This is a genomic window from Paracoccus sp. (in: a-proteobacteria) (assembly GCF_032007265.1).
Classification (GTDB): Bacteria; Pseudomonadota; Alphaproteobacteria; order Rhodobacterales; family Rhodobacteraceae; genus Paracoccus.
Genome location: NZ_DALZMB010000011.1, coordinates 34,550 through 55,246, shown reverse-complemented (window position 1 = coordinate 55,246; position 20,697 = coordinate 34,550). Strand labels below are relative to the sequence as shown.

At 56.4% G+C, this 20,697-nt stretch carries 17 protein-coding genes; 8 read left to right on the top strand and 9 right to left on the bottom strand.

The window, feature by feature from the left end:
• Positions 1-86 precede the first annotated feature (86 nt).
• A complete protein-coding gene (locus tag RTS12_RS04220) occupies positions 87-473 on the top strand; it encodes a type II toxin-antitoxin system VapC family toxin (protein ID WP_312525821.1) in 387 nt (128 codons plus the stop codon).
• Positions 474-633: 160 nt separating this feature from the next.
• Here the strand turns inward: RTS12_RS04220 and RTS12_RS04215 are convergent, their stop codons facing one another.
• The gene (locus RTS12_RS04215; RefSeq protein WP_312525819.1) at positions 634-1,626 is read right to left on the bottom strand and encodes a BMP family protein; all 993 of its coding nucleotides are present in this window, start codon (positions 1,624-1,626) and stop codon (positions 634-636) included.
• A gap of 192 nt (positions 1,627-1,818) precedes the next feature.
• The gene (locus RTS12_RS04210) at positions 1,819-2,715 is read right to left on the bottom strand and encodes a LysR family transcriptional regulator (protein ID WP_312525817.1); all 897 of its coding nucleotides are present in this window, start codon (positions 2,713-2,715) and stop codon (positions 1,819-1,821) included.
• Positions 2,716-2,829: 114 nt separating this feature from the next.
• On the opposite strand from RTS12_RS04210, the gene RTS12_RS04205 reads away from it, so the two are divergent.
• The 3 genes from RTS12_RS04205 to RTS12_RS04195 all read left to right on the top strand — a co-directional run bounded on the left by RTS12_RS04205 (position 2,830) and on the right by RTS12_RS04195 (position 7,101).
• Positions 2,830-3,342: a nucleoside deaminase gene (locus tag RTS12_RS04205; RefSeq protein WP_312525815.1), complete on the top strand. Its 513-nt coding sequence runs from the start codon at positions 2,830-2,832 to the stop codon at positions 3,340-3,342.
• Between the two features lie 40 nt (positions 3,343-3,382).
• Entirely contained in the window at positions 3,383-4,777 is a 1,395-nt protein-coding gene (locus RTS12_RS04200; protein ID WP_312525813.1) for a nucleobase:cation symporter-2 family protein, read from the top strand.
• 995 nt (positions 4,778-5,772) lie between these two features.
• A complete protein-coding gene (locus tag RTS12_RS04195) occupies positions 5,773-7,101 on the top strand; it encodes a Hint domain-containing protein (RefSeq protein WP_312525811.1) in 1,329 nt (442 codons plus the stop codon).
• Between the two features lie 570 nt (positions 7,102-7,671).
• On the opposite strand, the gene hmpA is transcribed toward RTS12_RS04195, so the two are convergent.
• On the bottom strand, positions 7,672-8,880 hold the full coding sequence (hmpA, locus tag RTS12_RS04190) for an NO-inducible flavohemoprotein (protein WP_312525808.1): 1,209 nt from the start codon (positions 8,878-8,880) through the stop codon (positions 7,672-7,674).
• Positions 8,881-9,007: 127 nt separating this feature from the next.
• Here hmpA and RTS12_RS04185 point away from each other — a divergent pair, with 127 nt between their 5' ends.
• A complete protein-coding gene (locus tag RTS12_RS04185) occupies positions 9,008-9,463 on the top strand; it encodes an Rrf2 family transcriptional regulator (protein ID WP_312525806.1) in 456 nt (151 codons plus the stop codon).
• 30 nt (positions 9,464-9,493) lie between these two features.
• Entirely contained in the window at positions 9,494-9,880 is a 387-nt protein-coding gene (locus RTS12_RS04180) for a DUF488 family protein (protein WP_312525804.1), read from the top strand.
• Positions 9,881-9,920: 40 nt separating this feature from the next.
• Here RTS12_RS04180 and RTS12_RS04175 read toward each other — a convergent pair whose 3' ends face one another.
• The 5 genes from RTS12_RS04175 to RTS12_RS04155 all read right to left on the bottom strand — a co-directional run bounded on the left by RTS12_RS04175 (position 9,921) and on the right by RTS12_RS04155 (position 15,751).
• Entirely contained in the window at positions 9,921-11,696 is a 1,776-nt protein-coding gene (locus RTS12_RS04175; protein WP_312525802.1) for an SLC13 family permease, read from the bottom strand.
• A 127-nt stretch (positions 11,697-11,823) separates the two neighbouring features.
• Positions 11,824-13,023 (bottom strand): winged helix-turn-helix domain-containing protein, encoded by a 1,200-nt coding sequence (locus RTS12_RS04170; RefSeq protein WP_312525800.1) that lies wholly within the window; start codon positions 13,021-13,023, stop codon positions 11,824-11,826.
• A 267-nt stretch (positions 13,024-13,290) separates the two neighbouring features.
• Complete coding sequence (locus RTS12_RS04165) at positions 13,291-14,514, bottom strand: hypothetical protein (protein WP_312525798.1); 1,224 nt, start codon at positions 14,512-14,514, stop codon at positions 13,291-13,293.
• A gap of 75 nt (positions 14,515-14,589) precedes the next feature.
• Positions 14,590-14,919: a hypothetical protein gene (locus RTS12_RS04160; protein WP_312525796.1), complete on the bottom strand. Its 330-nt coding sequence runs from the start codon at positions 14,917-14,919 to the stop codon at positions 14,590-14,592.
• Positions 14,920-14,926: 7 nt separating this feature from the next.
• Positions 14,927-15,751, bottom strand: a complete 825-nt coding sequence (locus RTS12_RS04155; protein WP_312525794.1) for an ABC transporter permease — start codon at positions 15,749-15,751, stop codon at positions 14,927-14,929.
• Between the two features lie 126 nt (positions 15,752-15,877).
• Between RTS12_RS04155 and RTS12_RS04150 the strand changes: the two genes are divergently transcribed.
• The gene (locus RTS12_RS04150) at positions 15,878-17,086 is read left to right on the top strand and encodes a hypothetical protein (protein WP_312525792.1); all 1,209 of its coding nucleotides are present in this window, start codon (positions 15,878-15,880) and stop codon (positions 17,084-17,086) included.
• An 11-nt stretch (positions 17,087-17,097) separates the two neighbouring features.
• Entirely contained in the window at positions 17,098-17,787 is a 690-nt protein-coding gene (locus RTS12_RS04145) for an ABC transporter ATP-binding protein (protein WP_312525790.1), read from the top strand.
• A 103-nt stretch (positions 17,788-17,890) separates the two neighbouring features.
• Here RTS12_RS04145 and RTS12_RS04140 read toward each other — a convergent pair whose 3' ends face one another.
• Positions 17,891-20,401: a glycosyltransferase gene (locus tag RTS12_RS04140; RefSeq protein ID WP_312525788.1), complete on the bottom strand. Its 2,511-nt coding sequence runs from the start codon at positions 20,399-20,401 to the stop codon at positions 17,891-17,893.
• Positions 20,402-20,697: the final 296 nt, after the last annotated feature.

Sequence of the window (20,697 nt, the reverse complement as noted above, 5' to 3'; positions counted from 1 at the left end):
CAGTATAGTATTCCAGACGATTTCGACAGCATCGGCGCCGATGAGATCCGCGATCTGTTCGAAGGCCGCGAGGATCATTTTCCCGCATGAATTTGCTGATTGATACCCATCTTTTGCTCTGGTCTGCCTTCTCACCCCAGAAGATGTCGGCGCGTGCATCCAGCCTGATGCTTGATCCCGTCAATCAGCTATGGTTCAGCGCCGCTTCGATCTGGGAGGTGGCAATTAAACGAGGTCTGAACCGCCCCGATTTTCGGGTCGAGCCGGGCGTTTTGCGCGCGGGGCTTTTGGCCAATGATTATTCCGAGCTGTCGGTGGACGGACGTCATTGCCTGACGCTGTCCAGCCTGCCCGCGATCCACAGTGATCCCTTTGACCGCATGTTGATTGCGCAAGCCATTGCCGAGGGCATGGTGCTTTTGACAGCGGATGGGCGCATTGCCCAATATAGCGGTCCGATCGAAAGGGTCTGATCTGCGTGGCCAAACAGCACATCTGGCACCCATTTCTCACGCAGAGTTCCCGGCGCATCCCACGGCCAGCCCAGGCAGGCATGATGCCGAACGCGCGCGCCCGACATCTGAAATATGCGGTCATCCGGCAAGCCGGAGATGACAGATCGACCTGATAAGGTCAGTTCACGGCAAGCTCGGCTCCGTCATATTCAGTCGAGACTTTGATCTCACCCTTCACGATTTTCTCGCGCAAGGCTGTGATCTGATCGCGAACCTCGGCGGGGACCGCATCCGAGAATGTCAGCGATACGGCATCCGGATTTTCCAACCCGATATGTTTGACGATCGCGGGCTTCCAATTGCCTTCTTTCAGGTCGCGGACTGCCTCGACGCTGGGAATGCTGACATCAGCAATGGCCGAGGCCAGATAAACCTCGGGATCGATTTTGGTCCAGTCGATGACATTACCGATCTGTTTGACGCCTGCGGTGCGAATGGCATCGCTTGCGCCCTGCCGTCCGGCGTTCAGCATGGTAAAGATAATATCCGCGCCCTCATCGGTCTCGGCCTTGGCGACGCGCGCGGCCAAAGCTACATCATCTTGATTTCCCGCAAAAATCGTCAAAAACTTTGCATCAGGCTTGGTATGCATCAGGCCGTTATAAAAGCCGCCCCGTCCCTTCAGGCCCGGCGGAACGCGGATGCCCGAGATATGTCCGACCACCCCGGATTTTGTCATCAGCCCCGCCATCGCGCCGCCCAGCCAGGCGCTGTCTTCTTGCAAAACCTCATAGCTGGACAGGTTGGGCCCCGTGACATTGCCCTGAACGACCACGAAGGGGATGTTTGGAAATTCTGCGGCCACAATCTGGGCGGCCTCATTGTTCTGGCCACCATGCGCGATGACCATATCCGGGCCTTTTTGCGCCAACTCGCGCAATGCGGCGGTCAGCGCGTCTTTCTTGGGCTCGACACCGTCGCGATAGGAGATCTCTGCGCCCAGATCTTTTTCGATCTTCAACAGCCCATTATAGCCTGCCTCCATAAAGCCATTGTCATCGATCTTTCCCGGAATAAGCATGGCGATCGACAGATCATCGCTGCTTTGCGCCAAGGTGGCGCTGGTGATCATCAGGGATGCGGTAAGGCCAAGGCAGAAGGTCACGTTCATCGATGAATATCTCCGTTTCCGCAAAATGCGGTCCGGTATATGGCGATGCGAATTGACGCATGGTCAATTTATGAATTTTATCTTCTGTCGATACATAATGTATAAAATAACCCCTGCTGGTTCCGTCACTCGGACCAAGCAGGCGGCATGTGTTTGAAAACACACCCGTAAGCGGCCAGGGTGCTGCGGGCCTTACTTTGGGTTCTGCGGATCGCCGTCGGGAATGCTTTTGAAAAGTGTACTGACCTGTCTGCTCTGCTCGGCGCTGAGGGGGGCATTGATCGCGGTACAAAGGAAAAGCCGTTCGGCCAAGCGGCGGTTATCCAGCCGGGAAAAGTGAAAATTTCCGGCTCGGACCCCGGCTGCGGCATCCAGAGATGTCAAAAAGCTGATGCCAACCCCCGCAGTCACATATTCGGTCAGCAAAGCGATCGAATTGGACCGCAATATGATCTTGGGCTTGGCATGAACGCGGTAGATTTCCGCATCCAGACGGGGCCAGACCGACAGGCTTGTATCAGGCAGGCACAGCGGCGCGTGGACGCAATCCTCGAGCCGAAACGGAGCGGTTCCTTTTGGTGCAAGGGCAGGGGTATAGATCACGCCCAACTCGTAGCTGCGTTCGTCATGAATGCGCAGCTCTGGCAGGCGCGGGACGTTAAACGCCAGCATGGCATCAATTTCATTCTTGCGCAGAAGATCGACAAGCGTGGCCGTATCGCCGACCTGAACCTTAAGCGACAGCTTCGAGGCGGGCAGGCTATGGGCCAAAAAGGGTGTCAGGCATTCCATGATGCCAAGCCGCACCGATCCCCGATTTTCACCACTTTTGCGGCGCATCTCGACACGCAGTGCGGTTTCATCATCCAGCCATTTTTGCGCCTGCACCAACAGCGCCTCGCCTTGATTGGTAAGGCGTAACCCCTTGGGGACGCGTATAAAAAGTGGCGTACCATAGGATTGCTCAAGGATTTGCATCTGACGGCTCAGGGCCGAGGCCGACAGGTTCAGCTTGTCCGCGGCGCGCCGGATGGATTTTTCGCGAGCGACCTCGATGAAGGTGAACAGCTCTCGTGAGAAAGCGGACATGGTTAAGATCCTGTGCAGTATTTTCGAACAGAATGCGCGATTCATTCTGTTTGTTGCAAGAGGTGTGATGGGCAAAGCTGGCAGGAGAGCTACAGACGATCAAAGAGAGAGACGATGTCACAATCCGCTAACCCCGCCGCCACCGCTGCAACCGTCACCGCAGCCGATCTGAAAAACCTGCGCGAGACGATGAAGCTTGCGCAGTCAAGCCGAGACAGCGGCAACCACCCGTTCGGCGCCCTGCTTGCCGGGCCGGACGGAGAGATTTTGCTGACCTCGGGCAATACGTTCAAAGATGACAAAGGCGTGGGCCATGCAGAAATGAACGTCGCGCGCGATGCCGCCAAAGCCTATTCACCCGAGTTTCTGGCGGGTTGCACATTGGTCACCTCGGTCGAGCCTTGCTGCATGTGCTCGGGCGGCACCTATTGGGCGGGCATCGGTCGCGTGGTCTATGGTATGACCGAAAAGCGTCTGGCGGTGCTGACCGGCGATAATCCGGAAAACCTGACCATGGATATGCCGTGCGAGCATATTTTCGAGGCTGGCCAGCGCAAGGTCCAGGTCCTGGGCCCGGTTCCCGAGCTCGAAGAGGAAATAGCAAAGGCCCATCACGGGTTCTGGTAAAATCCCGAACATCGGTCGTTCCGTCTAGGAGGCTGCTTTCATGACACTGCAATCTTTGAAGGCTGGTGAGGCGCAAGCCGTCACCAGGGTTGACGCGCGCACGGTTGCTGCCGTTGATGAAGTCTTACCAGCAGGTAAAATGTCCCTGTTGGCAGTACAGCACGTTCTTGTCATGTATACTGGCGCGATCGCCGTGCCCTTTATCATCGGCAGTGCGCTTAATCTGACTCAGGCCCAAATCGCCTTTTTGATTCAGGCGGATTTGATCACCTGCGGCTTTGCGACGCTGATCCAGACGGTGGGATTTTGGCGCTTTGGCGTCAGAATGCCATTGATGCAGGGGATTACATTCGCGGCGATTTCACCTGTCATCGCCATTGGCAGTAACCCGTCGATCCTTGCGGGTGGCCCGACAGCAGGGTTGCAGGCAATTTACGGAGCAGTGATCGCGGCGGGCTTTTTTGCGCTGCTGATGGCGCCACTTGGGCGCTATATCGTGCGCGCTTTTCCCCCGGTCGTGGTGGGCGCCGTCCTGACGGTGATGGGGCTCAGCCTTCTGCCCGTCGCAACCCAATATGCGGCTGGGGGCTTCGTGCCTGATGCGGGTAAGCCCGCCTATATTGGGCTAGCCTTCCTCGTGCTGGCATCCATTGTCATGCTGAACGTTTTCGGCCGAGGATTCATCAAGAACATCTCAGTATTCTTGGGGCTGATCATCGGGGTCATTCTGGCGGCAATTCTGGGTATGCTTGACTTCAGCGCGGTCAAAGATGCGGCGCCCGTGGCAATCGTAACCCCTTTCTATTTCGGAATGCCGACGTTTCACCTGGTTCCGATCCTGACCATGTGTCTGGTCGTCGCCATCACATGGGTCGAGTCTATTGGCGATGCGATCGTCGTGGGTGAAATGGTCGAGCGCCCCGCGACCGAGCGTACCATCTCGGATCTGCTAAGGGCGGACGGGCTTTCGACGATCATCGGCGGGGTTATGAACTCGTTCCCCTATACGGCTTTCTCCGAAAACGTCGCTTTGGTGAACATCACCGGGGTGCGCAGCCGCTGGACAGTCGCGTTGGCGGGGTGCTTTCTGATCATCCTTGGCCTTTCGCCAGTTCTTGCGACAGCTATTGCCTCTTTGCCAAAGCCGGTTGTGGGGGGCGCGGGCTTTGTCATGTTCGGTACGCTGGTCGTGGTTGGGATCAAAACATTGCAAAAGATCGACTTTGACACGAGTTTCAACAATTTCATGGTCGTGGGTCTTAGCGTTGCCATGGCAATGATCACCATCGTCAAACCCGACTTCTTTCAGTTCATGCCGGCATGGTCGCAAGTGGTGTTTCAATCCCCTGTCATTATGGGCGCGATCACTGCAATCGGGATGAATGCTGCATTGAATGGGCTTAACACCCAAACCGGTATCGTCGCCGCGCATTAAGTAAAGAAATGGATATACTGGGGCTCAGAGTAATTCTCTGGGCCCTTTTTCTATTATGTAACGGCATTTGCGCATTCGCGTTATCACTAATAGATAACATGCGAACTCATGATACCTCGCGGCACCAAGTGACGTGATGTCAATGGCATGGATGAAAGTCAACGGATACCTGTGAGTGCCCAATATGCCGAAGGATAATTGCACACAGGTCTTTGTATGTACGCCACTCACAATCAAGGGGTGGATCGGTATCCATTCAGTAAGCCGTCCGATACTTACGAATTGAGCAGAAAATCTCGCTGAAGGGTATTTTTATTCAGGAGAATAGTCGTCCGCCAGAATCTTCGATATAAACCGCAGCCCTATTCGCACTGATAATGGATAGATTATGGGTGAGCGTAATGATTTGGCGGTGTGGGTTGGCGTGTCTACGATGGTATACGTCCAGTCTGCTTCGGGCGGGGGAATGCACTTTGCGACGCTGACAGCTCTTGGCCACTCGCCCTGAAATCCACAGTCGGTGAGGATGGTGTCGCGTCGGCAGTGATCGTGGTTTGGATTCAAGCGTGGCTTCGCAGTCTTACTGGCGGCGCCCAAGGGCAGGTGTTCACGAGACCGCCTGCTGATGGCTGGGCAGTGGCTGGGGGGCTATGCGCTGATAATAAACGATATTTATGGCAAAAACCTAAGATTTCGGCGGAAACGAGGCCGGTGGAAGCTGCGAAAGTTTTTCAAAAATTTTCGGCGTGTTTTGAATGTCTTAACAGGCCTCAAAGGCGATTTGTGAAATTTAATAACAATCACAAGTTGACATTAACCATTTCTTTACGAAGATTAATGGCTAATGTTAGCTGGCTTATTGTTGATTTGGTAACAATTCTGTTGCCCATTTTTATTAACTAACACGCCGTCAATCTTATATTTTGTCTGCATGTTTTGCAGCCGTATCGAAATTTCAACGCTGAATAATTTCGGCGTCAATTCTGGGTGTTCAAATGGCTTTAATCGATCTTGCGCTTCTTGAAAGCAACAAAGTTTTTGTTGATACAACACAAAATCCAACCAATGCTGATTTGGTAGGCCTTGGCGTCGGAAACGCGGATACTGTTGTTTACCATGGCGCTGGCACGATTGATTTGACAACGGTCATTGGCGCCAGTGCTATTAATAACTCTTACGTGGTTGCCACCGGTGGTGCGACGGTTAACATTAACACGGCTTTGCTAGATGTTAAGGTTTTAGACCAAAAAAATCTTATCATCGATGGGAATAGCACAGTTCACATGAGCGCGGGCGGGCTTGGCGTCGCGTCTGGACTGACGAATTTGCTAAACAATACCACGATTTCATTCTCCGGATCCGGGGGGGGGACATTTATTTATGATCGCCCGACCATTGGTGTTCTAGCTGGGGTTACGCTAAACGTTGAGGATATTGGTCCTGGTGACCGGATTCAGATCCCAGTTGCCGGTAGCGGGGTTTTGGGCTCGGGAATCCTACGAGAGGCAGCCAACGCTTATTCGGGTGGATATCTTAGGCTAGAGAACGGGGATATAACAAACAGCGTCACCGTTCGCATCAAAATGACCCAGCAGCAGTACAACCTGTATGCGGCGAACAAGGGTGCATATCTGAACGGCTCTACGGATACCTTTATCTTTCCAGGCACGGCTGACCCTGACGAGCCCGAATATGCGGTTCCTTGCTTTGCCCGCGGGACCTTGCTCGAAGGTGAGAATGGCGCGATGGTGGCGATCGAGGATCTGCGCGTCGGAGACTGGGTGAGAACCAAGGACAACGGATTGCAGCAGATCCAGTGGATCGGCTCGCGCAAGCTCTCGACCCTGGATCTGATCAACTTTCCCGAGCATCGGCCGATCAAGATTAGCGCAGGTGCGCTTGGGGCGAACTCTCCTCGTCAGGATCTGACGGTTTCCCCGCAGCATCGCATTTTGGTGCGCTCGACGATCGCCCAAAAGTTGTTTGGCGCGGCCGAGGTCCTTGTGGCGGCCAAGCAATTGCTGGTTCTGGAAGGCGTTGACATCGTTGCAGGCGTGGATGGCGTCGAATATTTCCATGTTCTTTTCGACCGCCACGAAATCGTCTGCTCGAATGGCGCAGAAACAGAATCGCTGTTCACCGGGCCCGAGGCTCTTAAAGGGGTCGGGAAGTCAGCAGCTCAAGAGATTTTCGCGCTCTTTCCGGATTTGCGCAACGACGGCCATCTGACGTTGCCTGCACGACCTTTGCTGACCGGAACCCCGGCACGTCAATTGGCTGCAAGGCATCAGCAAAGCGGGCGTGCGCTGGTAATGGCCAACTAATCTCTAAAACAATGTTACTGAAAGCGGAGAGTGAAGCTTTCCGCTTTCAAGTAGCGCTCTTTTAGTTGGCGGCGCAGTTAGGGTCTTTCGTTTAGCATAGCAGTCTGGCTGATCAGCCGATTTGAAACATCTCTATCGGCTGATCAATTGCGCCGGATCATTACAAACACACTGGTTAAAACAAATTAATCGTTACAGTCACTCTCATTTACTGCGGGGGAGTTACTTTAACCACCTGTCGAAAAGGTTAACCAAGTTCAGGAAGGTTAATCAGGTCCAATTCCGTGCAAGAGTAAAGTTGACCTTAGGTTAACTTGCGGAAGGCTTTGACTGTGTCCGTTCTGTTTAATGTGTCAGCTTTTCAAACATCTTCACGGACTAGGTTCGTCTAATGGTCTAGATAATGTTGAGTAAATATAATCAGTTATCTGGCATTCTTCGTGTAATGAAGTTCCCTTTGCCGCTTGCGCATCGCACGGCAAGACTGTGTCTTGGTTTGGTCTAACCTGTGAGGGTTGCCGCCCCAGGTGACAGAAACGGGGGCGGCAGTACATTTGGCAAAGAGACGGATCAGGCCGCTAAAGCCTCATCTGCCGGGCCGAAAAATTCGTAATGAATCCGCGACGCAGGGACCCCGCCCAAAGAAAGTGCGCTGACCGCTGCCCGCAGGAACAGCCGTGGGCCACAAATATAGTAGTCGGCCGTGGCAATTGGGGTGAAGTTGATCAGCCAATCAGCCGTAATCAATCCCTCGACGTCATAATCGGAACTTTGGACCTCGTCCCTCAGCGGGGATTGGTGAAAATTGGTGACGGTCATGGCGGCTGCGCCTTGTGCCAAATCTTTCACATGCTCACGCATTGCATGAGTCGTGCGGTCTTGAGCGCCATGGACGAAGTGGACAGGAACGTCAGACTGGGCCTGGGTCAAAGCCTCAAGCATGGCGACCATCGGCGTCAGGCCTACCCCGCCAGACAGCAGGACGATGGGGCGCTGGGGTGCATCAGGCAGAAAGAATTCACCAGCAGGGGCAGCAAGCTTGATCAAGGTGCCGGGCTCTTGGTTGTGTAGCCAGCCCGAGGCTATGCCGCCCTCTTCCTGCTTGACGGTGATGCGATAGCTGCGACCGTTCGCGGCGGAAGAGATCGAATAGTTTCGTTTGACCAAGCCATGATCGGCGATGTCCAGGGCAAGGGTCAGATATTGCCCCGGCTTGTGGGGCATGACTGGCCCCCCATCAACAGGGAGCAGAACAAAAGATTTGATAATGCGGCTTTCCTGGGTGATCGAATCAATTCGGAAATCGCGCCAGCCATTCCAGCCGCCGCTCGATTGGCGCTGTTCATCATAAATGCTTGCCTCGCGCCCGATCAGGATATTGGCAAGAAACCAATAGGCCTCGCCCCAGGCGGCCAGAATGTCATCCGTTGCGGCGTCGCCAAGGACATGTTTGATCGCGCCCAGCAAGGCATCGGCGACATATAGATAGTGTTGCGGCAGAATCTGCAGGCCCACATGCTTTTGCGCAATCCTCTCGACTGCGGGTGCCAGTGCGGCAAGGTTTTCGATATTGCTGGCATAGGCCAGAATTGCGGCCGTCAGCGCCCGAGGCTGGGCGCCGTCGCTGCCTTGGTTTGACTGATTGAACAGGTCACGAATTTCGGCCGTTTGGAAAAGACGGCTGTACATTTCCTTTACGATTTCAAGACCATGCGCCTCAAGTGCGGGAACAGTTGCCTTGACCAGCGCAATCGTCGTGGGACTTAGAGTCTGGGTCATAATCGCCTCTTTGCTTACCAAAGTTCAAAATCGCATGTCAAAATATGAATACATGCATATCAAATGCATCTATACTCGTGACGAAATACATGCAACATAAATGCATTAATTATTGCTCGGGCAGAAAATGCGACTGACGCGCTATACAGATTACGCTATGCGCGTGCTTTTATACCTGGCGCGCGACCCGCAAGAGCTGCGGTCTATTTCCGATATATCAAAGGCTTATGATATTTCTCAGAACCATTTGATGAAGGTGGTCAGCGATTTGGTTGGCGCGGGTTATCTGCAAAGCGCGCGTGGGCGCAACGGTGGGGTGCGTCTGGCCCGACCGGCAGAGCAGATCAATATCGGTGCTTTGGTTCGCCATACCGAAGATGGTTTTGATCTGGTTGGCTGCGGCAGTTGCATCATCGCGCCTGCATGCGGATTGACTTCGGTACTGGATGAGGCCGTCCAGGCATTCATGGCGGTTTTAGATAAGTATTCACTGGCTGATGTGCTGGCGCGCGGCACTGATTTTGGCTTTCTGCTGCGCTCGGGGGGCGCTGATGCATGTGCCAATCACGATGGTGCAGCCTGAAAACATCTGAGGGCTAGGGCAAGGGATCCGATGGTTAACCGACCCAATTTGATCTATGTGGCGCGGGTTTATGACCCGATTGTGCCCGAGCATGGCGCGCGGCTTTTGGTGGACCGTTTATGGCCAAGAGGTCTGGCAAAAGCCCAGCTTTCTTTGGATGGCTGGCCAAAGGCTGTGACCCCTTCCACTGCGCTGCGCCAATGGTTTCATGCTGATCCCTCGCGTTGGCCCGAGTTTCAAACCCGCTACCGCGCCGAGCTGCAGGCAGACAGTCAAGGGGTTCAGGAATGTCTGGATTGGGTCAAAAAGGGGCCGGTCACGTTGCTGACCGCCGCTCATGATCGCCAGCACAATCATGCCGTTGTTTTGCGCGATTATTTGCTTGCCGCATTGGATGGTGCCAGCGCGGCGGGATGACAGGTTTGGGATTTTAAGCGCCCATCTAGGTCCAAATTGGTTAGACCGGCCAGACCATTAGGATCAGCGGCACCCCGACAAGCACAACCAAAAGCGAAAGCGGCGCCCCCAATCTGGCATAATCGCCAAAGCGATAGCCGCCCGGTCCCATCACCAATGTGTTACACTGATGCCCGATCGGGGTCAGAAAATCGCAGCCAGCACCGACCGCCACCGCCATTAGAAATGCATCGGGGGCATAGCCAAGCCGGTTGGCAAAGGTGGCGGCAATTGGCGCCATGACCAGCACAGTGGCCGCATTGTTCAGAAAGGGGGTTACGGCCATGGCGGCCACTAAAATCATCGCAAGCGCCCCCCAAGCCGGAAGGCCGATGGCAATGTCGGAGAGCAAAGACCCCAGCAACTCGGTTCCGCCGGTTTTTTGCAGCGCCTCGCTGACCGGGATCAACGCGCCCAACATCACAAGGATCGGCCATTCGATGGCGTCATAGGCGAGCTCTGGGCTAATCGCACCCGTCAGGATCATTGCAAGCGCCGCAGCAAAAAAGGCGATGGCCACAGGCACGATCCCAAGCGCTGTCAAAAGCATGGCCACCGCAAGGATAGCGACGGGCAGGATATCGCGTCTGACCGAGCCCAGGCGCAGTTCGCGTTCAGCCAATGGCAAGAGGCCTAAGGTGCGGATCTGTTCTGGCAAGATCTCTTGCGGGCCTTGCAATAACAGCACGTCGCCTGCGCGCAGTGCCGTCTGCCCCAATCGATCGCTCATCCGGTGGCCCGCGCGTGAGATGGCAAGTAGGTTAAGCCCGTGCTGATCAAACAGACGTAGATCAGTGGCGGTTTTACCTATGACGGCTGCGTTGGTCTTCACCACCGCCTCGATCACGTTGACCTTTTGATCCGCGGCCTCTGGCGCTTGTTGGGCATCCTGGCGTGCCAGGGTCAGACCCGCCTTGCTGACCGCTCGCTCAAGCGCGTCGGGTTGTGCGCGCAAAAACAAGATATCCCCGCCCTTCAGCACAAATTCTGGCAAAGTTACCGCGCGGCGTTTGCCATCCCGGATCACCCCCGAGATCGCAACCTCGCCGTCCATCAGACCCAGCAGCTCGCCAATCGTCTGGCCAATGATGGCCGCATCCTGGGGGACGGTGGCCTCGGAGTTATAGTCTTTGATGTCAACCGCCTCACTTAGCGAGGCTGCGGCTCGTCTGTCTGCAGGCAAAAGCCACGAGAAAAACATCAAGAACAACAATCCCACGGCCGAAAGCCCCAGCCCGACCGGCGCATAATCGAACATGCGAAACGGCTCTCCGGTCATTTGTTCGCGCACGCGCGACACGATGATGTTGGGCGAGGTGCCAACCATGGTGATCAGCCCGCCTAAAAGGGAACCAAAGGCCATGGGCATCAGGTATCGCGACGGTGGGTTTCCCGATTTCTTTGCCATTTTCAAGGCGGCCGGCATCATCATCGCCAGCGCGCCGATGTTTTTGATCAGGGCCGAAAGCACGGTGACCGAGCCGACAAGCACAAAAAGCTGGGCGCGATAGCCGGTCAGTTTGCGCACCAGCCAGCGCAGGGCGGTTTCAATCAGCTCTGAGCGTGAAACCGCAGCGCTGACCACCAGCGCGCTGGCCACGATAATGACGATGTCATCGCTAAAACCGGAAAAAGCATCCTTTGGCGCCACCGTACCCGCCAGCAATGAGGCCATGAGCGCCAGCATTGCCACGATGTCATATCGCAATCGCCCCCAGATAAAGAGCACCATCATGCCAGCAATGATCACAAAGGCCAGTATCTGCGGCATCGTCATGCAATGGACTCCTGCATCAATGCTTTGGCGGGCGAAGTGAAGGATGAATGGTCTTGGGCAATAAGTCTAGAATTCGTGCTGGGTTATGCCTGCATGACGCGCGCTGCGTGGACCGCTTGAGCGCAGCCTAGGCGCGCAGCCAATCGGGGCTAAAACTGACCTCGCTGATCCCCGCAAGAGGGGCGATACGCCACAGTTCGGCGGTCAGCGCGTTGATGCGACCCTGTCCCATACGAAGCCCCGGTTCTGGCCAAAAAGCGCGCACCGCTAAAACGCCACTCTCGCGCTTGGCATCGATCCTGCCAATCAGCCGATCGCCTTGCAGGACGGGAAAGACGTAATATCCATATTGCCGTTTTGCCGCGGGGACGAAAATCTCGATCCGGTAACGAAATCCAAAAAGACGCTCGGCCCGCTGCCGATCACGCAGGGCAGGATCAAAGGGCGACAGCAAGCGGATCCGCGCCGAGGGTTGAGGCAGGCTTGCGACCTTCTCCAGCAACTCAGCGGTGGAATAGCATAGGCGCCGCGAACCGTCCGCCATCTCAACGTCGATCTCGATGATGCGCGAAAGTCTTAGGGCATTTGCGCACCAAAGTTTTGCCTCATCAAGATTTGCGATGTTGAAAAAGGCCGCCAGTTCGGTGCTGGTGCCAAATCCCAAACGGGTCAATGCGGCCATCATCGCCCAGTCGATCACCTCGTCATCGGCGACACTGGCACGGAGGTGGTCAGCGGGTATGACGCGTTCGGTCAGGTCATAGATCTTGCGAAACCCCTGTCGGTGACAGACGGAAAGGCGCCCAGAACGCCACAGATATTCCAATGCGGTTTTCGAGGGGTGCCAGTTCCACCACCCGCCCGAACCTTTTGGAGTCTCACCCCCAAGATCTGCCGCGCCAACGGGACCAAAATCCAAGATGTGCTGCAAGACATTCTCGACCTCGGCGTCCCAGCCCTCTTGCCGCCACTTCGGCCAAAGGCGCTTGATCCGCGCCTCATCTCGCTGAAACTTGAGCCGCCACATGGGATAGAATCGCATCGGGATGACGGCAGCGTCATGGGTCCAATGTTCGAAACCCGCGCGATGTTGTGCCACCAGATCGTCCAGCCCTTGCGGGCGGTACTGGGTGCGACGTGACCACAAGATCAGGTCATGGGCGCGTGCCAATGTGTTCACGCTGTCAAGCTGGACAAAGCCAAGGTCGATCAGAAGCGCCTCTAACGGCGGCCCCTTTGCTGGACCTGTCGTGGGCCCAAGCAACAGGTGGCGATCCAAAAACAGCCGTCGCGCATCTTGGTTGGTCAGCAGGGGCCGCGTTTTCATCGTCAAGCACAATCCTGTTCGGCTGTTTGACTTTTGCACGGCTCGTTTCATGCAATGCAATTGGTATGAGTATTCAAGCGGTCCGCCTGTATGTCCGCAACCCATCAGCACCAGATTTTCAAATCGCGCTGCAAGCGGGAAGGGGGCAGTCGCTGTGCCTGAGCCGGATGCTGACGAACGCTTGTGCGCAAGTTTGAACGGGAAAACGATGCGCGGCTTGTGCCTTGCGCTTGGCGATCTATGTGCCCAAGCGCCGGTTGCATATCGTCAGGGCTTCAAATTCCGCGCCATTTTCTCGAGCCGACGGTGGCTGGCTGCAATCAGGCTGTTGTAACGGGCATTGCTGAAGCTCCAGATCGAGGATTGCAGCGCATCATCATGGCTGACAAGGGGCGGCAATGCGGTCAGCACATGCAGGCCCTTGATTCGACCCAGAAAACGGTCAATCGTATTGACCTCGACATCCACGGCGCTTTCATCCCATGCGGCCAAGCGTTCCAGCGCACGTCGGCTAAAGATGTTAAAGACCAGCCCAATGCTTTTATTAAGTGAAATCAGCTGAATATCGCCAAGATTTACAGCATTTTCTGCGGTAAAGCTGTCGTCGACATCGGTAATCAAACCGCTGAACATATCCGCGCCGCTTTGGGGGAAATAGGCCTCGATCCGCGCGAGCTTGTCGTGAAATCCCGGTGCAGGCAGCATATCGTCCTGCGCTACGGTCAGTTGGCTCAGGCCCATTTCAAGCGCGGCGCGGGCCAGCATGTGATAGCTGCTGGCAGCCCCTTTCCAGCTGGGATGGCGCTTCAACCCGTCGACCAGCGTAAACTGATCCAGCCCACGCGCCAGAAAGGCCGCGCGCCGGGGCAAGGTTTCGGGCATGCTGAGGCAAACCCGCACCTGTTTGTCATGGGCCATGGCAGCTTTAAGCTGCGGCACATAGCTGATGCGATCCAGCGCCAAAGCCCCGCAAAAAAGAGCGAAACGATCCAGGGAAAAACGGTTGTCTTGTGCGTATGCGTGCCAATCTGAGGGTGCGTTGCCTTGTGGCAGGGCGGGGATCGCCAGTACATGTGGCTGGCCAGCAAGGCATTGCCCCAGAAGATCCAACCTTTGCGCGCAGTGCTCCACGATCAGGCGCGGCAGATTTTTGGGCAGGGTCCAAGGCTGGCTCGATGGCGCGGCGATGACGATGTCATCCGGCGCAACCATCGCCCCATCCTGTGGCCAGCCTATGTGCAAGACTGGCCCATTTAGCCGATCTTGCGAGATGCCCAGATCCGTCAGATAGCGCGCGATCATCTGGGCCAGCGCAGGATGGCCATGATCCACAAGCCGCACGCCCGCGCTGAGATCCGGGGCGGGGGGGATTTGCGACAGCGCGATCGAGCGGCGATAGCGCGCGCGCCCCAAAAGGCCGCTAAGGCCCTCATTGCGCCAGATCCGCGCCAGCTTTGCGACTTTGCCAGGCACTTCTGCCAACCCCATCATCGACCAATCATTACACAGATATTGCCGGAAACTTTGCCAGATCCGGCCTCTGGCCCGTCAAGGGCGTTTCAATGCCTAAGACAGGCGCGCCCTGACCTTGCGAGCGAAGGATTTCATGCCAGGGCTCATATGGCTGACGATCTTGGCGCGCACTGATTTCCAATGTTTTCGCTTCAACTTGGCCGGGTGCAGGCTTTTGACCATTGCCAGCGGTGACTTGCGCGGGCTGCCCTCGGCATGACGCACCAAAGCGGCCAGTTCGTTGATATGGCGATGCTCGGTCAGGCGAAGCCGTTTGTTCTCGGCCCGCAGCTCCGCCAACTCTTGGCGCAGCGCTGCAATCTCGGCCTCCTGGGGCGTTGGTTCGTGCATTTGCGTCGAAGAAGCATAGCTGGCCGTCTGCATCACATCCCTACCATTCATTCATGATTTGGCGGTGGTAGCGCAACAAAAGCCCCAGGCCCAAAGCCCAAAGCCCAAGCCCCACCGCAAAGACATACATAGGGCTGACATAATCGCCCGGGTAATTGAGGTAAAACCCTTTGCGCATCTGCCCAATCACATGGACGAGAGGGTTCCACCACAGCACGCGATCATAGGGGTGGGGAATATTGTCAAACATGAACAACACACAGGACAAGATTAGCATCGGGCGGCTGATGACTGACCACATCGTCTGCCAGTCGGGAAAGCGGGCAAACAAAAAGCAGTTCACGGTGCCCACGCCGGTCGCCAAGACAAAGCACATCGCATAGGCGGTCAAAATCTGCAGAATCTGCGGATTGGTGCGCGTCTCATAAAGGCCGAGAATCGCCATAAAGATGATATATCCCGCCAGAAGGCCGGTCAGCCCGTTCAGAATGGCCCGTGCAATCAGCGCATCCGCCAGCGTCACCCCCGGATAGGCAAGAAGCGACTTCGAGAATTGAATTGCCTGCGCGGTCTTGCCGCTGATGGCGTGGTAGAACATGAAAGGGACCATGCCCGTCGCATAAAAGATCGAGAAATTGGTCCCGATCGGCGGCACGCGCAAAAAGAGCGAAAAGATCAGCGTCAACAGCACGATGCCGGCGACTGGCTCGAGGATGACCCAAGCATAGCCCCCGATACTGCGGCCGTAGGTCGTCGACATCTCGCGCAGCATCAGTGCCCAGATCGAGCGAGAGGCGGAGAATCGCCGATGAGAGCGAATAGGCCCCAGCGTCCGGTCTTCCATTTTCGGTGAATTTGTCTGCATGTTCCGGCCTGCGCCGCTCTTACCAAGGAAAAGTGTCCCCGACGACACTGGAAACACGGGGTGGACGGTGTATGATAAATCCAGCGCTGGCAAGAGTTGATCCTCGAAAAACAAGGCTGCCCATTAATGACGAAAGAGCAGATGCCACTGGTTGCAGATGGCACCACAGCCGTAAAAACCACCGAAAAAAAGAAGGCTGCACCCCCATCCCAACGCTTTGGCGCGCCCGGACCGGCCAAGGTTCGCAAGCGTCACAATATGGTCGTCATCAGCTTCGTGCTTTGTGTTTTGATGCCGGTTCTGGTCGCGGGCTGGTATCTTTGGACCCGTGCGGCGGATCAATATGCCTCCTATGTGGGCTTTTTGGTGCGCAGCGAAAAATCGGCGACAGCGCTCGAAAATCTGGGCGGGCTGTTGGACATGGCGCAATCCTCGTCCTCGGATACCGACATCCTTTACAAGTTCATCCAAAGCCGTGCGCTGGTGGATCAGGTAAACCGTCGTGTCGATCTGAAGACGATGTGGTCGGGCCATCCCGGTGACTTCGTCTTCAACTATAGCGGCGGCGATACCCCCGAGGCCCTGCTTGATCACTGGCATCGCCAGGTCAAAATCTATTACGATCAAGGCATGCTTGATCTGCGCGTTCAGGCCTATACCCCCGAGGATGCACAGCTGATCGCCCAGGCAATTCTGGATGAAAGCCAAACCACGATCAACCAGCTCAACGCTGTCGCGCGCGCTGACAGCCTGCGCCTTGCCCAAAGCGAGCTGGACCGGTCGCTGGATCGGCTTAAGGTCACACGGCAGGCGGTCTCAAGCTTCCGCAACCAGCATCAGATCATCGACCCGATCAGCTATGTCAGCGGGCAGGCCGGACTTTTGGCCAGCCTTCAGCAGCAAATGGCCGAGGCGCTGATTCAGCTCGGCATGGTCAAGGTCAACGCTGGCAGCGAAGATGACCCGCGCATCTCGCAAGCCAAGTTGCGCGTCGATGTCATTCGTCAGCAGATCGCCGATGAGCGGCTTAAGGTCGGCTCGGCCTCTGACCCGGATGATGAAGCCATGTCGGACGTGGTCAGCCAGTATGAGGCGCTCGAGGTGGATCGCCAATTTGCCGAAACCACCTATACCGCCGCTTTGGCCGGGGTCGAGGCCGCGCGGGCGGATGCAGATCGTCAGGCGCTTTATCTGGCGGCCTATGTCAAGCCGACGCTTGCCCATATTGCCGAATATCCCAAGCGCTTGCGCCTGTTGGTCACCATTGCGGGGTTCTTGCTGCTGGCATGGATCATTGGCGTGATGACGGCCTATAGCTTGCGCGATCGGCGCTGACGGGGTTTTACGTGATCAAACTGCGTAACCTGAGCAAGGTCTATCGTCTGAACGGCAAAACCAAGGTTGTGGCCGACAACATCAATATGAAGTTCCCAACTGGGCGCGCCATCGCGCTTTTGGGTCGCAACGGCGCGGGTAAATCATCACTGCTACAGATGATTGCAGGCACGCTCGAGCCCACTTCGGGCGAGATCTTGTCCGATGGGTCCGTGTCATGGCCGGTGGGCTTTGCCGGGTCGTTTCACCGCGATCTGACAGGCGAGCAGAACTGCCGATTTGTGGCTCGTGTCTATGGCATCGACACAGATGAGATGTGCGATTTTGTCGAACGCTTTGCTGAGCTGGGTCAGCATTTTCGCCTGCCGGTTCGCACCTATTCCTCGGGGATGAAGTCGCGGCTGGCATTCGGCTGCTCAATGGCTGTGCCGTTTGACACCTATCTGATCGATGAAGTCACCGCGGTTGGCGACGCGCAATTCAAGGAAAAGAGCAATCAATTGCTGTTGGAGCGGCTGGAAAATGCCTCGGCGATTGTGGTTTCGCATAGCCTGTCCTCGCTACGCAAGATTTGCCGTTCGGGCGCGGTCTTGGAAAATGGCAAGCTGTTCTACTATCGCCGTCTGAACGACGCGATCGAACATCACATGCGCAACATGGGCGAGGCGGCAGCCGCGACCATTGACGAGGACGATGATTGATCCAGACAGCATCTGACGCGGAAAATGCATACCCCAAACTGCAAAGCCGGCCCGCAGCAATCGGGCCGGCTTTTCTGCATGTTCCCGCCAGCTTGCCTAGGGATTAAGGCGTCAGGACCGATTGGCGCCAGGCACGCGCATGAGCGGAAAGTTCCGGAACAGGCGCAGGGCCGCCCTCGCTTGAACTGATCCCTGCGACTGCAGCCAGACGATTTCCGATCTGATCTGGTGCATGCTGTTGCCGCACGATCTGTTGGACCTCGCGCAGATAGGCCACCCGCCCCTCATCGTCCCGAGCGATGCGCCGCACCAGATCCGCGACCTCGCGTGGTGTCGCATAAAGCGCGAGATCACCGAATGTGCTTTGAAAGCTGGCGGGCAAGATGCAAGGCACGCCAGCCAGCATCGCCTCGGCAATGGCGCGGCCAAAGCCTTCGACCAGGCCGCTGTGCGGAAAGTACGCAAATACATCAAGGCTTTGCAGATAATCCAGCGGAGGGATGTCGCCAAATTTGTGAACCGTCCAATTGGCTGGGCGCGCCCCCAAAATCTTAAGCCCATTGCGTGCCCCACCAAGGATCGAGACACGGAAATCGGGGTCATCGGGAAAAATTGCACGCAGCTCATCCGCCGATTGACGCCACTTTTCGACCCCGTCCCGGCCGTGGCGGCCGATGCGATAGGGCGCGGACATCTGATCTTTGGGCGGGGCGAAATACTGACTTTCATCCAGCGTCGGCAACCAGTCGTTTTCAGAAAGCCGGATGCTGCTATCCCCCGAGGCAAGCAGCTCATCGCGCATCGCGCCGCTGATCGGGCAGAAGGTCAGCTCGGGCGTGTTGATCTGGCGCACCGTCGCGATCATGTCGGCCATGTCATAGACGTCGCGCCCATCCGCCAAAGCGCGCGAGTTATTCTTGACGACATAGGTATGATCGGCGCTCAGATGTGGTGCAATCTCGCGGAATGAGGGCGAGGTGACCACAACCGGATGGCGGATGATCAAGACTTTTGCGCGTAGGCTGGCCAGCCGGGTCCAGCTTGTCACAAGCTCGCCAACCCCATCGAATTTGGGCGAGATCCGCCGTCCGACATCGCGCAGCGTCGGGCAATGGATCAGCACAACCTTCAGGCCCTGACGACGGAAATATTCGACCTCTTCCATCGTCGAGGAGGTGTTTCCGCCACGAAAGGCAAGGTTCGTAACGATGGCCACATCTGCCTCAAGGTCCCGCTTTAGACGCAAGCCCCGTGCCGCATAAGATTGGACCAGCGCGGTCACGGTCTGGGCTGCATTCAACATTTCGCTGGCGGCCGAGAAGCGCCGCTCGGGGGCGGGAAACTCCAGCCTTGCGCTATGGGGTTTGATCTTGCTGTGGAATTTCATGAATGACTTCTTATAGGCCCGCCGATGAGGCGAGATGCCACCGCTTTCGGAATGGCCAAGCTGGCTGTGATTGGTCAATCCCGCCGGATTATCCAAGCAAAGCATCGTGACCTTGTCGATGGTGTGAATGTCGCGACCGGTGATCATTTGCAGGCGGTGGATCATCTCGGAATCGCCCGCAACCCGCACCTCGTCCCAATAGCCAAGGGCACCGTGCAGCACCTGCGCATCAACCATCAGCGAGATAAACGCATTGCGGCAAGCGCCATCCACCACATTGCCGCCAATTGGATTGAAGCGCACCAATTCGCCATCAGGGGCAACACGCAGCATACCCGACAAACAGGCGGGCGCATCATTGGCAATGCACCATTGGACCTGACGTGCGATACGCTCGGGGTGGGCCCAATCATCGGCGTCATGCCCGGTGATCCATTGGCCATTTGCCTGCGACAGCGCGATATTGCGCGAGACATAGGGCCCTGCGTTAATCTCGTTGCGCAAAATCTTAAGACGCGAGTCCTTGCTGGCAAGGCGGGTCAGGACAGCCCAGGTTTCATCAGAAGAGCAATCATCGACCACGATCAGTTCCAGCTGGCGCCAGCTTTGATCCAAAATCGAGCATACCGCCATTTCGATGGTTTCCGCGCCGTTCCACGCAGCCATCAAAACGGAGACCAGCGGACCATCGGGAATGGGTTCGACAGGCTGGGCCGCTTGCAGGCGGGTGATCAGGGGACCGTCGCCACGCAGCGCGATTTCAGCCACGCCCTGGGTGCTCAGATAGGCGTTCAACTCGGCCAGCCAGCCCGCTTCATCCTGCTGATGCAATGCGGCATTCGCGCGCAACAAATGGGCTGTTGGCTGCAATTTATCGGTGAGCCAGCGATCGGCCAGTGCAATCGCCAGATCGTCACGCCCCCGTAAGGCGACCTCGCCGGCCGCTTGCAAAACCTGACGCCGGTCCGCTTTGACTTTCTGGGCCTCAAGGCGCGCCATCGCCGCTATGGGCTCTTCCTCGGGACCAAGGTGCAAGATTGCCCGGGCAAACGAGGTCGAGAAGTTCGGTCCCGGATCGCGCCCCATGATATGGCCATATCGCAGAAAGTGGCGCTCAGGCTTTAGCCCGGACAGTGCCACATCGGGGTATTGGCTCATATACCAATCGGCATCAAAAGCGCGAAGAAAAGCCGGGCTCTCGTGCGAGCTGCGCCGCCAGAACCTCATGATTCACCGCCGTTTCTGGTCAGTTCGCGGATCGTGATATGCTTGGTCATGGATGAAGCCTGTCAGCTTTTCTGTTTAGACCAGAGGCGCGCGAGGACGCCCCTGAAAAGCAGCATCCATTCCCGGATGCAGGTTCAGTTTTGGGCCGGTAATGGCCGCGCGACAACCCAGAAGCGAGAGGCTTTGCCGATTTCCGCTTGGAGCGAGCGTTTTTTCGCTCAGCCCCTTTGGCGAGTCGGTCGGGTCGCTGGTCTGGCGATATGTCTAACCTATTGAAGGGTATCATAAATACTTAT